We start from the raw sequence: 12,576 nt of genomic DNA on the forward strand, positions 1-12,576 counted from the left end.
GGCGGTGGCGGCGACGGCCCTGGCGCCGGGTGCGGGCCTAGGTTGTGAGCATGACGACTCCCGGCGCCGGAGCGCGCCCCGTCCGGCCCTGGTACGCCCTGGCCGCCGTGGTGTTCGCGGTGGGCATGGCGGGGACCACCCTGCCGACGCCGCTGTACGGGCTCTACCGTCAGCAACTCGGGTTCTCCGAGTTCATGGTGACCGTGGTCTTCGCCGTCTACGCCTGCGGGGTGATCACCGCGCTGCTGATCGCCGGCGACTTCTCCGACCTGCTGGGCCGCCGTCCGGTGCTGCTGGCCGGGCTCGGCTTCTCCGCGCTGAGCGCGGTGTGCTTCGTGTCCGAGGGCGGGCTGCCGCTGCTGTTCGTCGGGCGGCTGCTGTCGGGCTTCTCGGCCGGCCTGTTCAGCGGCGCCGGCACCGCCGCGGTCACCGAACTGGCCGCGCCCGCCCAGCGCGGGCGGGCCGCGCTCGCCGCGACGGCCGCCAACATGGGCGGGCTGGGCTGCGGGCCGATGCTCGCCGGGGTGCTGGCGCAGTACGCGCCCTACCCGCTGCGGCTGCCGTACCTGGTCCACCTGGGCCTGCTCGCCGTCAGCTGCGCGATCGTCTGGCGGCTGCCGGAGACGGTGCGCCGCCGCGATCCGCGGCCCCGGCTGCGCCCGCAGGGCATGGCGGTGCCGGCCCAGGTGCGGGGTGTCTTCGCGCCCGCCGCGCTCGCCGCGTTCGCCGGGTTCTCCGTACTGGGCCTGTTCACCGCGGTCGCCCCGTCGTTCGTCGCCGAGTACCTGGGCGTGCACAACCTCGCGGTCTCCGGGGCGGTGGTGCTGTCGGTCTTCCTCGCCTCGATGGTCGGGCAGTCGCTGATGGGCCGGTTCGGCGCCGCGCGCTCCCTGCCGCTCGGCTGCCTGGTGCTGATGGCGGGTCTGGTGCTGATCGGCTGCTCGCTGCTGGCGGAGTCGCTGGGCCTGCTCGTCGCGGGCGCGGTGGTCAGCGGTGTCGGCCAGGGCCTGGCGTTCCGCGGCGCGGTGGCCACGGTGAGCCGGGTCGCGCCCGCGGAGCAGCGCGGCGCGACGATCTCGGCGCTGTTCGTCGCCGCCTACGTTGGGATCGCGCTGCCGGTGGTGGGCATCGGCGCGGTGGCGGTGGGGGTGGGACTGCGCAGCGCCGGCCTGATCTTCGTGGCGTGCGTGATCGCGATGTCGGGCACCGTGGCGGCGTACCTGCTGCGCAGGCCGCTGCCGTCGCAGTGACGGTGCGCGGCCGGTGGGCCGGACGGTGCGTGGCCGGTGGGTGCGTGGCCGGTGGGCCGGACGGCGCGCGTACGGGTGGGGGCGGGTGTGCGGACGGCGGCGGTCCCGGACGGCGGTGGTCCCGGACGGCGGTGGTCCCGGACGGCGGCTGACGCGCGGACGGGCCCGGCCCCCGGGCGGGGGACGGGCCCGTCGGCTTGCGCGCGGCCGTCAGTTGGAGTGCTTCGGGCCGAAGAACTCGATCTCGGCGATGGCCACTTGCTTCTTCTTGTCGATGCCGTAGGAGGAGCGCACGGTGAACCGGACCGAGGTCACCTTCGTGGCACGGAAGGAGACGGTCTGGCCGCCGCTGCCCTGGTCGAGGGTGATGTGGCGGACGATGGTGCGGCCGTCGGCGGTGGTGACGGTGACGTCGAGCTGGTGCGGCTCCGCGGACTTCTGCAGGTCGGCCGGCTGGGTCGACTCACCCGGGGTGATGACGAGGTCCAGCAGGTGCACCGGCTGGATGAACTTCGCCTCCAGCCACTCCCCGGCCCCGGACTCCGAGATGCCCGGCCCCCACCAGGTGTTGTTGTACTCGTCGAACGCCAGCTTCGGCCCGTGGCCCGGGTAGGAGTGCGACGCCGACATGGAGTCGGGGACGACCGAGGCCCGCTTGGCGAAGTGGTCCTGCGTCGCCCGCACCCCGTCGTCGATGTGCATCGCGCCCACCACCACCAGGGCGGCGGCGCCCGCGCCGACCAGCCAGGTCACCACCCGGCCCAGGTTGCGGCCCAGCCGCGGCCGGTCACCGGCCCACGGGGTCTCCCGCCGGCGGAAGAAGTCCAGCAGCCGCCGCCACCACGGCCGGCGGACCAGGTCGTCCTGCGGCCGCCCCGACATCGGCATCGCGCAGCGCCGGCAGAAGTGCCGTTCCACGCGGTTGCCGGTCTGGCACCAGGGGCAGCCCGCCGGGCCGTCGTCGTCGGGCAGTTCGCCGGGCGTACGGACCAGGGGCCGCGCCGCGACCGGACGGCCGGGCATGACCGCGCCCACCGACGGGGCCGCCGCCGGCCGCTGCTGCGGGTCGGCGACCGGGATGAGCAGGGCGCGGGCCCGCTCCTCGGCGGAGGGCGACTGGGGCGGTTGCTGGGGCTGCGGCGGCTGCCCCGGCTGCGGCGGTTGCTGTGCCTGCGGCGGTTGCTGTGCCTGCGGGTACTGCGGGTAGTGCGGATCGGTGGCGGGCGGCTGCGCCTGCGGGTACTGCGGGTCGGTGGCGGGCGGCTGCTCCAGGGTGTCTTCCATGGGGTCCGTACGGGCACCCGGGCCACCTGGACCTGGGCCCGGGCCCGGGACGCCCGCACCCGCGCCCGCACCCGCACCCGCGTCCGGGGCCGGCCCGGCGGCAGCGGCCTGCCACTCGGCGACCGGGGGCTGCCCCTGCCGTGGCACCTCGCCCCACGACTCCTGGCCGCCACCCGTCCCGCCGATCGGCGCCGCGGACTTGGCGCCCGGGTCCTCGATCACGTCCTGTCCCGCGCCGCCGCCGAAGCCGCGGCCGCCGGTCCCCTCGCCCGCGCGCGGCGGCATCGGCCCCGCGCCCTCGGCTCCCGGACGGCCCGCGCCCGCGCCCGAACCCGCGCCGGACCCCGGCGGGGCGTACGGCGAGCCGCCACCGGAGGACGGCGGCGGGAAGCCGCCGGCGCCCGCCGCACCCGCGCCCTCGCTCGCCGCCGGCGGCAGCGGTCCCGCGCCCGCGCCCGCCGCGGCGGGAGCCGGCGCGGGACCGGCCGCCGCGCTCAGCGGCGCCTCGGACGGGCGCCGCGCGGAGCTTGCGGCCGGCGGCTCCGCCCAGCCGAGCACTGCCCCGCACCCGTCGCAGAACGACTGGTCGGGACCCGCTTGCGTGCCGCACTCCGCGCAGGTCCGCGCCCGCGGCCGGGGCGGCTCGGCGTCATAGCTTCGTCCGGTCACCTTCGGAGGTCCTTTCAACCGCGGTCACCTGGACCGTGTAGGGCATGTGAGCGGGGCGGGCCGCCGCGACGAGGCGGTCCAGCCGCACCTGGTCGGAGGGGTGCGGGTCGGGCAGCCGTATGGAGATGTGCAGGTGCGGGCGGCGCTCGCCGGGCACCGGGCCGAGGGGCCTGGCGTTCCAGGCCACGGCGCCGCTCTCGCTGATCTCGGGCTCCACGCCGAAGGCGAGCCGTACCACCTCGGCCAGGCCGCGCCGGGTGCCGCGGATGCGGTGCAGGTGCGCGGCGGCGGCGACGGCCCGGCGCAGCGCGGCGATGTCCTCGACGCCGTCGGTCTCCGCGCCCACCCAGTCACCGAGCCAGCGGGTGAAGTCCGCGGGCGCCAGCGACGGCGCGAAGTACGAGTCCAGGCAGTCCAGCACGTTGTGGATCGGGGCGAGCACCTCGTCGAGCCCGGCGACGAAGCGCTGTGCGAGGTCGTCCTCGGCGAAGACGGCGGGCAGCATCGCCCCCAGCGGCGAGGACGAGCCGAGCCCGTCGATCGAGCCGCGCCCGCCGGGCGCCACCTGCCCCAGGTCCGCCGCCGCGGTCACTCCTGGCCCCCGATCACGCGCACCCGGTGGTCGAAGGAGAAGACCAGGGACGGCGGTTCGAGGTCGATCCGCTCGGTCGGGTCGCCGCGCTTGCCGGTGAGCGGGTCGGCCGGGTGCAGCAGCACCTGGTCGACGAGTTCCACGCCCGGCACCCGCTGCAGCACCGCGAAGACCTCGCCGGCCTGCACCGGGCGGCCGAAGGCCCAACCGGTGCCGCGGGCCCCGCCGGTGAGCGGGTCCAGGTGGCGGTAGAGGGCGTCGTGCGCGCGCTGCCTGACCAGTTCGGTGTCGGTGCCGCGGAAGGCGTGCAGCGTGGCCACCACGGTCACGCCCTGGTAGTAGGGCGGGCCGACCGCGAGCCGGGTGCCGATCAGCCGCCGGTCGTCGAGGTAGTCGGTGATCCGCTCCAGCAGGGCGTCGTCCGGGACGAGTTGCTCGAACCGCAGCCGCCCGCCGGGGTCGGTGACCGCCTGCGGGACGACCAGCACCCGCACCGCGTGGGCGCCGTGCTCGTCGGGGTCGGCGGCCAGGCAGGTGATGCGGGCGGTCTCGGGCGCGGCGCGCCGGGCCAGTTCCTCGTAGTCCCGCAAGGTCACCGCGCGGTCCTGGGCGCGCAGGGTGATCGGGGCGCGGGCCTTGGCCTCCTCGACGGTCTCGCCGTCCACCCCGCCCTTGGCGGCCTCGCGGTTGACCACCTCGGCGACGTACGGGACGGAGTTGCGCAGCACCTGGATGGCGCCGCGCGCGACGTTCCCGGCCCGGCCGCCGCCGGTGCGGTAGCGGCGGACCCGGATCGCGGCACCCATCGGCGGCACCGCGCCGTACTGCCGCAGGCTGCCGTCGGGTTCGCGGACGGCGGGGCCGAAGGCGATCTCCCCGGTGGCCGCGTCGAGCGTGACGTGCCGGTCGTACGGGCCGGACGCGGCGAAGTGCCCGACGGCCTCCCAGTCGGTCCAGCCGTTGTCCCCCGCGACCTGCAGCAGCAGCGCGGGCACGTCGCCGACCACGGGGGAGTGCGCCAGCCGCAGCCGCTGGCCGGGCAGCCCGGTGGACTCGCCCAGCACCTCGTCGCGGACCGTCTCGGCGTGCACGACGCCGGTGGTGCCGCCGATGGTGAACGCCTCGACCGACCGGACGGTGGGCGAGGTGGTGTAGAAGGGCTGGCCTGCCAGCGGCTCGGTGACCCGGCAGCGCAGCCAACCCGCCTCGCGCCGCCCGGTCCTGGACAGCGTGTGGCCGCCGGGGACGTGCAGCACCACCTCGCCGGGCCGGTTGAGGCCGCCGGTGCCGTCCCGGTCGACCTCGCAGGGAGTCCAGCCGTCCGCGGTCCACGCCTCCCAGACCAGCGGCGGCTGCCGCGGGTCCACGCCGACACCGTCGACCCGGCTGTCCAGGGTCAGCGCGACCGCGCAGTGCGGGACGGCGGAGCTCAGGCCCAGCAGCATGCAGTCACCGGGGCGCGGCGACTCGCTGAAGCACATCAGGTCGCCGCCCTCGGCGAGGTCCGAGGTGCGGTCCACCGCGGCCTTCTCGCCGTGCTGCACCACCAGGTACTCCAACTCGCACGGCACCACGGTGAGTTCGGCCTCGGTGGCGAAGACCACCGCTTCCTCGCTCTCGGTGCGGGCGGTGGCGACCTCGGTGCCGGTGGGCAGCCGGACCGGCTCGCCCACCGGCGCGGACAGCCAGAACGTCACGTCGGTGCGGGCGGCCGTCGGCGGGAACAGGGTGATCCCGATCAGGTCGAGGAAGGCCAGGTGGTTCTTCTCCGGCACCCGGTTGAGCCGGTAGACCACCTGGTCGGCCATGTGGGCGACCGTCTCGACCAGGGTGATGCCGGGGTCGGAGACGTTGTGGTCGGTCCACTCGGGGGCGCGCTGCTGGATGTAGCGCTTGGCGTCGTCCACGAACTGCTGGAAGCGGCGGTCGTCGAGGTTGGGCGAGGGCAGGGCCATCAGCGGTCGCTTTCGGGGGCCGGCCGGGAGTCCGCGGACGACCCGCCAGGGAAGTCGGCGGAACCGGGGAAGCCGGCGGAACTGGACGAATCGGGCAGGTCGGGGTAGTCGTGCGAGGGGATGGTGTAGAACGGGAAGACCAGGCTGCGCGGGTTGTTGGTGCCCCGCACCGAGTAGCGCACGTCGATGTAGAGCACGCCCTGGCCGTCCCCCGCGGTGACCTCGACGTCCTCCACCTCGATCCGCGGCTCCCAGCGGTCCAGACTGGCATACACCTCGTGCTGGATTCGACCGGCGGTCGCCTCGTTGACGGGCGCGAAGACCATGTCGTGGATGGCGCAGCCGAACTCGGGCCGCATCGGCCGCTCGCCCGGCGCGGTGGCGAGCACCAGCCGCATCGCCTCCTCGACCTCCTGCTGCCCGCTGACCATGGCGATGCCGCCGCCCGGGCCGATCCGCAGCGGGAACGCCCAGCCGGTACCGACGAATTGCTCTGCCATCACACCACCGGCATCCCGTTGGCGGTGACCACACCCAGCAGCATGACACTGGTGCCGTCCACCGTGACGTCCAGCGGCGAGCTGAGCATGAGCGCGCCCTCGCCGGACACTGTCGTGACGCCCACCGCGTTCAGCTCCAGCGCGGCCAGCGCGTTGATGGCGACCGCACCCAGCGAGCGGGCACTGATGGTGGACGCCTCGATGTTGAGCACCCCGCCGCTCTTGAGCGACAGGTTCCCGCCCGCCTTCAGCGACAGGCTCCCGCCCGCCTCTATCGACACCGACCGGGTGCCCTTGATGCTCACCGAGCCCTTGCTGTCCACGGTGATCTCGGTGCGGGTGCGGTCCAGGTTGACCACCAGCCGGTTGTCGCCGGAGCTCAGCCGCACCCCGCGCTTGCCGCCGGTCCGCTGGTCGAGCAGGTCCAGCCGGTTGCCGCTGCGGTCGGCCAGCGTGTGCCGCACGGCCTTGCCGGACGTCCCGTCGTACGGCGGGACGTCCACGGTGCCGGGCTTGTCCTTGCCGTTGTAGAGCCCGCCGATCACGAACGGGTGGTCCAGGGCGCCGCGGTCGAAGCTCACCAGCACCTCGTCGCCGACGTCCGGGCCGATCAGCCCGCCGCCGCTGGTCCCGCCGAACTGCACGGTCCTGGTCCAGTCGCTGACGTAGGTGTCGTCGAGCCACGGGAACCGCAGCTTGACCCGGCCCTGCTTGAGCGGGTCCTTGATGTCGGTGACCAGGGCGTTGGCGACCCCCGGCAGCCTTGCGGCGCCCGCGCCGCCGCCGGACCCGCCGGACCCGCCGGAGGCGAGCCCGTACAGCGAGCGCCACTGCCGGCCGCTGACGGTCAGCCAGGTCTCGTAGTGCCGGCCCTCGCCGAAGGTGTGGCGGGCGGCGGTCACCGTGTACTTGCCCTCGAAGGGCGTGCCGACGTCGGCGAGGGCGACCGGGACGCCGGGCCGCAGCTTCGGGTTCCCGTGGACGGTCACCTCCAGCTCGGCGAACGAGCCGGTGACGTCGGCGGCCAGCGAGTCGGCGGCGTTCTTCACCTCGCCCTGCTTGTCGTACGGGATGTCGGTCTCGACGAGCGTCGCGGTTCCGAACGCGGCGACCGCCGCGGCCGGGCTGGTGCCGATCCTGATGCCGGGGTTGTCCGCGGCCGTGGACCGCCCGACCAGGTCGCGCTTGGTCGTCACGTCCCAGCCGCGCGCCTCGACCCGGGCCACCTGGTCGGCGGAGGTCACCGCCGCCCGGCAGCGCAGGATGTCGACGCCGGCCTCCAGGACGTACGGGCTCTTGTCGCTCGGCGTGCTCACCGGGGGAGCGCCCGACGCCGGGTCGGGCTTGACGAACTGGAACTTCCCCTTGGAGCTCAGGGACATCACCATGTCGTTCTCGTCCGCGAGCCGGTTCAGGAAGTCCCAGTCGGTGACGTTGGCCTGGGTGATGAACTCGTAGAGCGTGCTGGTGGACTCGACCTGGCCGATCGGGACCTTGTCCTGGCCGGCCAGCTTGCGGGCGATGTCCGAGGCGGTCATGTTGCGGTAGGCGACCACCCGGCGCTGGCGCAGCATCCGGTGCCCGAGGTCGTAGCCGCGGATCACGCTGAACGTGCCGGTGCCGTCGTAGTCCGTCTCCAGGCCGGTGATCTCGCCGGTGAGCAGCGGGGACTGCGCGCCCTGGCCGTCGGAGACCGGCGCCAGCACCACGTCCGCGCCGATCTTGGCGCCCGCCTCGCCGAGCAGCTTCCGCTTCGGGTCGCGGAAGGTGAGCTGGAACGCGCCGGGCACCCCCACGCCGAAGTCCACCCAGCCGCCGACCAGCAGCGTGGCGTGGTACGGCAGCAGCGGCCGGCCGGCGATGGTGACGTGCAGGACGTTGGAGTAGCCGATCTTGGTCATCGCAGGCCGACCTCCTCGGCTGCCGGCAGGATGAGTTCGGTGCCCGGCACCAGCTGGGTCGGGTCGTCGATGTCGTTGCTCTCGGCGATCGCCCGCCAGACGGTGGCGTCGCCGTACTCCCGCCAGGCCAGGAACTGGAGCGAGTCGCCGGCCACCACCCGGTGCACCCGGCGGGCGGTGAGCGCGCCGGAGGTCGGGTTCTGGCCGAGGGTGTTGCTCGGGATCTCGTTCAGCTGGAGCCGGCAGGTGGCCCGGATCGGCACGCCGGTGGTGCCGAAGAGGGTGTACGACGCGTCCACCGAGCTGACGTACGCGGTGAACCGGGCGGTGGAGAACGACCCCCACTGGAAGACCACCCACGGCGTCGAGGGCTGCTTCGCCTCGATGCTCGCCGAGGTCACCTCGCAGCAGGAGAAGAGCGCCTCCACGTTCTTGCGCACGTCGTTGCTGTTCGGGTCGTCGGAGCGGTCCAGGAAGACCTCGACCGACAGCTCGCGCGGCTCGGGCCCCATGAACTCCGGTACCGCGCCGTCCCGCACGGCGGCGGTCGGCGTGGTCTTCCACTGCGCGCGCCGGCTGAGCGACAGCTCCGAGGGGTTGAAGTCGAAGTCGAAGGTCTTGATCAGCCCGCCGGGCGTGGTGCTGTAGCCGATCGGCGCCTGGTGGATGGCGAGCGAGGCCCGTACCAGGCTCTTGCCCGCGCCGCCGCTGCTGCTCGCCATCTACGCCGCCCCCGCGTCCGTGAAGCCGTGGTGCGCGATCTCCAGCACCTCGGTGGCCACCGACGGGCTCGACGGGTCGAGCGACGGGCCGCGCCAGCTCACCGGCAGCACGTCGATCAGCCCCCAGCGGGCGACGATCGAGCCGTCCGCGCGCAGCGCGGCGATCTGCGCGGTGGGCCGTGTCACCCCGGTGGTGATGGACGTGATCCAGGCCGCCACCTTGGAGGTGTCCTTGGTGAGCGGCCGGGTGAGCGTGATGTTCGAGAACGTCACGCGGGAGGGCAGGTTCCACACGAAGCCGTTGTTGCCGCCCTCCTGGTGCTGGTGGATCTCGACGGAGGAGCTGAGTCCCTCGCAGCCGTTGAACGTGCCCAGGTTCTCGCCGTCGATGGTCAGGTTGAAGAAGATGGTGGAGCCGGGGTCAAGGTCGCTGGCCATCGATCACTGCCTTTCTGCGGACGAGTCGGGTGGGCCCGGGGTGCGGGCCGAAGTGGCGCGGGCGGGCCGGCGGGTCGGCCCGGCGGGGGCCGCCCGCCGGGCGGCGCGGTCAGCGGCGGGAGTCACGCAACCTGCCGATCCGCTCCCGGTCCAGCCGCAGTTCGGTGCGCAGCAGCCGGGTCAGCGGGCCGATCAGCCGGTGCGTCAACTCGTCCACCTGGCCGTCGGAGAGCGTGCGGGCGTCGAAGTCGGCGCCGCCCGCGGCGTCGTTGCCGCCGCTCCCGCTGTTCCCGCCGTTCCCGCGGGGCGGGTTGGTGCGGCGGGTGTCGTAACGGCTGTACGCGGGTGGCGGGTCGGCCGGTGGTTTGGCGGCGCGGGAGCCGCCGCTGCTTCCGCCGTCGTCCCGGCCCACCGTGACGGGCGTGACCCGCGCCTCGGCGGTGCGCTGCGGGGAGACGAACTTCGTCATCCGCGAGGCGAGCGACGGTGTGGCGGGTGCGCGCTGCACCGGCAGCTCCGCGGCGGACGTGGAGGTGACCGGGGCGAGGGAGACGGCGGCCTGCGCCGAGGTCGGGACCGCCTGGTGCACGGCGGTCTGTACGGCGGTCTGTACGGCGGCCGGTACGCCGCCGGTGGCCGTGCCGGCCGCTACGGGCGCGAGCACCGCGCGCTGCACCGGCAACTGCCCGGTGGGCGCGCCGGATACGCCGACCGCGGGCGTCGCGGGCCGTACGGCGGGGAACGCCTCGGCGACGCCGTTCAGCGGCAGCGCGTCGGTGCCGTGCCGGACCGGTCCTGTGCTGTCGGGGCGTACGTCCGGGCTCGGCACCGGCATGGGCGCGGGAACCGGCGCGTGGAGCGCGGCGGTCGGCGCGGCCCCGGCGGCCGCCATGCGCTGCACGGCGGGGAGCGGGTGCGCGGAGCGGGCCGCCGGCGGGTTGCCGGTCACCGGGGTCAGCGGCGCGGCGGTGCCGAGGGGCGCGGTGGCGAGCGGTCCGGCCATCGAGCGCTGGACGAATCCGGGCCCGGCCGTGGTCGCGGCCGTGGACATGGTCGCGGGCGCCGGGCGTACGGGTGCGGGTGCAGGCACGGATGCGGGTACGGGGGCGGCGGGCGGAACGGCTCCGGTCGCCGGGGCCGGCCCTCCGGCCGCGGTACGGCGCTGCACCGGCGCGGTGGCCGGCTGCGCGACAGCCGCCGTCCCCAACGGGTTCGCGCCGGACGGCTGTTGGGGAGACGGCTGGGGACGGGTCGCGGACGCTTCGGGGTGCCCGGTGGGGCGCAGGGGCACCGCCGCCGGTGTGGCGGGCTGCCGGGGGCCCGCGGCCGCCACGGGCCGCAGGGTCGTCCGCACCGGACGTGCGGACGCCAACGGCCTTGCGGCCACCGCGCGTTGCACGGGGGCGGGAGAGGAGGCGGGGGCCGCTGCCGCCGTGGTCGCCGTGGCCGTCGCGCGGTCGCCGCCGGAGGGCGGGACCGGTGCACCGGCGGTGCCCGTGGCGCTGTTCTGGCCGGCGGGGGTGGCCGCGCCGCGCTGCACGGGAGCCGGGCCGGCCGGGACGCTTGCCGAACCGGCCGACGGGGAGGGCGCGTTCGGCGCGCTCGGCGCGTTCGGCGCGGCGGACGCGCGCTGGACGGGAGCGGTGGGCGACTGGCTCACGGGGGGAGCGCCGCCGGGCGAACGGTCCGGTGCGGAGGGCGGGTTCGAGGCCGCCGACGGCTGCGGGAACGGCACCGCGGTCTGCGGGCGCGTCGGCGTACCGGCCGGGGCGCCGGGAGCGGCCGGGGCGGCCGGCACAACCGGTACGGCCGGGGTGCTGCCGGACGGGCCCGCAACGCCCTTGCTGACAGCGGAGGTTGTACCCGCCTGCGGGGCGGACGGCCGGACCGCTGCCGAGGCGGCGGACCTCTGTACCGCGCGTCCGGTGAGCGGCGCCGCGCCGGGCGGCGGCGCGGACATCGGGGCGCCGAGCAGCGGCCGTTGCCGGGGGGCCGAGCCGCCCGGGGTGGTGGCGGGCCGCGATCCCGTGCTGCCCGAGGGCGCGGCCGGGCCGGCCACCGGACCGGTGGCCGCCCGCTGGACGGGAGCCGCCGCGGCGGGACCCGCGGCCTGCCCGGGAGAAGGCACGGGTGCGCCGAGCCCGGCGGACGGGGTCGTCGGGTCAGCGGCCGGGCGCTGGACGGCGCCGGGTCCGGCGGGTGCCGCACCCGCACCCGCAGGCGCGGCCGAGGGGCCGTGGGGCACGGACGGCCCGTCGGCCCCGCGCGGCGCGGAGACCGGAAGCGCCGAAGTCGCGCCCTGGGCCGAGGACATGGGCGCCCCGAGCCCGGTCGCCGGGGGCACCGGACCCGCCGGGGTCGTGCCGCTCGTCGGGGTCGCCGGGGTCGCCGCGTTCGCCGGGTTCGCCGGGGGCACCGCACGGCGCTGAACGGCCGCGGGAGCAGCGGGCGTCGCCCCGGGCGCGGCCGAGGCCGCGGGTGACGTACCCGGGCCGGCCGGTCGTACGGGTACGGGTACGGGTACCGACGTGGAACCGCCGGTGCCCGCCGAACTCCGCCCGGTCGGCGGCCCGATCGGGCTCTGCCGCGCGGGAGCGGGGCTCGCCGGGGGAGCGGCGGCGGACGTCCGCCGCTGGACCTGGGCCACCGGGTGCACGGGGGCGGGTCCCTGGAGGGGCGCGCCGAGCCCGCCGGTGCGGCCGGCGCCGCCCTGCGCGGGCGTGGCCGTCCGCTGAACGGGGGCCACCGGAAGGGAAGTCGAGGCGTTCTGGGGCGCGCCGGCGTCGGGCGCCGCGAGGGGCGCCGTACGGGCCGGGGCGCTGTCACCGCCGGGCGTACCGCGGCCCGGGAGCGGGCCGGTGGCGGCGCCCTCGCGCTCGATCTGCCGCTGGACCGGCGCAGGGGCAGGCGCGGGTGCCGGTCCGGGGGGCGTGCCACCGCCCGGTCCGCCGAACCCGCCTGATCCGCCGGGGCTGTTGCCGCCCGGCTCCCCGCCCGTTCCGCCGGCGGACCCGCCACCGGCCGGCCCGGAGGACGTGGTGGGGGCGGTGGGGGCGTTGACCGGTGCGACCGGCGCGCTCGGCGCCGGGGTGACGGTCGGAAGCGCGCGTCGCGCCACCTGCGGGGCCGGCGCCCTGGTCAGCGCGGTGGGCGCGGGCGGCCTGGACACCAGCGGCACCACGCGGGGCCCGGTGGCCTGGGCCGCCGACACCGCGCGCTGCACCGCGGGTCCGGCCGCCGGCTCCGCCGGGACGTCGCCGCTGCC

General features: G+C 76.2%; 11 protein-coding genes. 3 read left to right on the forward strand and 8 right to left on the reverse strand.

What is annotated here, in order from left to right:
- The first annotated feature begins 50 nt into the window (after positions 1 to 50).
- Positions 51 to 1,250: an MFS transporter gene (locus AB0399_RS17470; RefSeq protein ID WP_329366655.1), complete on the forward strand. Its 1,200-nt coding sequence runs from the start codon at positions 51 to 53 to the stop codon at positions 1,248 to 1,250.
- 210 nt (positions 1,251 to 1,460) lie between these two features.
- Here AB0399_RS17470 and AB0399_RS17475 read toward each other — a convergent pair whose 3' ends face one another.
- The 8 genes from AB0399_RS17475 to AB0399_RS17510 form a co-directional block, all read right to left on the reverse strand.
- The gene (locus AB0399_RS17475; RefSeq protein ID WP_366411891.1) at positions 1,461 to 3,203 is read right to left on the reverse strand and encodes a zinc ribbon domain-containing protein; all 1,743 of its coding nucleotides are present in this window, start codon (positions 3,201 to 3,203) and stop codon (positions 1,461 to 1,463) included.
- Positions 3,184 to 3,708 carry a phage tail protein gene (locus AB0399_RS17480; RefSeq protein WP_329374100.1) on the reverse strand — a complete coding sequence of 175 codons (525 nt, stop codon included), beginning with the start codon at positions 3,706 to 3,708 and terminating at the stop codon, positions 3,184 to 3,186. Before AB0399_RS17480 ends, AB0399_RS17475 begins: the two co-directional genes overlap by 20 nt.
- Before the next feature lie 83 nt (positions 3,709 to 3,791).
- Entirely contained in the window at positions 3,792 to 5,750 is a 1,959-nt protein-coding gene (locus AB0399_RS17485; protein ID WP_366411892.1) for a putative baseplate assembly protein, read from the reverse strand.
- On the reverse strand, positions 5,750 to 6,250 hold the full coding sequence (locus AB0399_RS17490) for a GPW/gp25 family protein (protein WP_329366648.1): 501 nt from the start codon (positions 6,248 to 6,250) through the stop codon (positions 5,750 to 5,752). The genes AB0399_RS17485 and AB0399_RS17490 overlap by 1 nt, the downstream gene beginning before the upstream one ends.
- Positions 6,250 to 8,151: a VgrG-related protein gene (locus AB0399_RS17495; RefSeq protein WP_366411893.1), complete on the reverse strand. Its 1,902-nt coding sequence runs from the start codon at positions 8,149 to 8,151 to the stop codon at positions 6,250 to 6,252. The genes AB0399_RS17490 and AB0399_RS17495 overlap by 1 nt, the downstream gene beginning before the upstream one ends.
- On the reverse strand, positions 8,148 to 8,873 hold the full coding sequence (locus AB0399_RS17500; protein WP_328467050.1) for a LysM peptidoglycan-binding domain-containing protein: 726 nt from the start codon (positions 8,871 to 8,873) through the stop codon (positions 8,148 to 8,150). The genes AB0399_RS17495 and AB0399_RS17500 overlap by 4 nt, the downstream gene beginning before the upstream one ends.
- Complete coding sequence (locus AB0399_RS17505) at positions 8,874 to 9,311, reverse strand: phage tail protein (protein ID WP_328467052.1); 438 nt, start codon at positions 9,309 to 9,311, stop codon at positions 8,874 to 8,876.
- Positions 9,312 to 9,420: 109 nt separating this feature from the next.
- Entirely contained in the window at positions 9,421 to 10,362 is a 942-nt protein-coding gene (locus AB0399_RS17510; protein ID WP_366411894.1) for a hypothetical protein, read from the reverse strand.
- Positions 10,363 to 10,807: 445 nt separating this feature from the next.
- Here AB0399_RS17510 and AB0399_RS17515 point away from each other — a divergent pair, with 445 nt between their 5' ends.
- Complete coding sequence (locus tag AB0399_RS17515) at positions 10,808 to 11,740, forward strand: hypothetical protein (protein WP_366411895.1); 933 nt, start codon at positions 10,808 to 10,810, stop codon at positions 11,738 to 11,740.
- Positions 11,741 to 12,367: 627 nt separating this feature from the next.
- Positions 12,368 to 12,576, forward strand: a 209-nt coding sequence (locus AB0399_RS17520; protein ID WP_366411896.1) for a hypothetical protein, incomplete at its 3' end; no start/stop codon positions are given.

The organism is Streptomyces sp. NPDC088194, from assembly GCF_040702025.1.
In the GTDB taxonomy this organism is placed as follows: Bacteria; Actinomycetota; Actinomycetes; order Streptomycetales; family Streptomycetaceae; genus Actinacidiphila.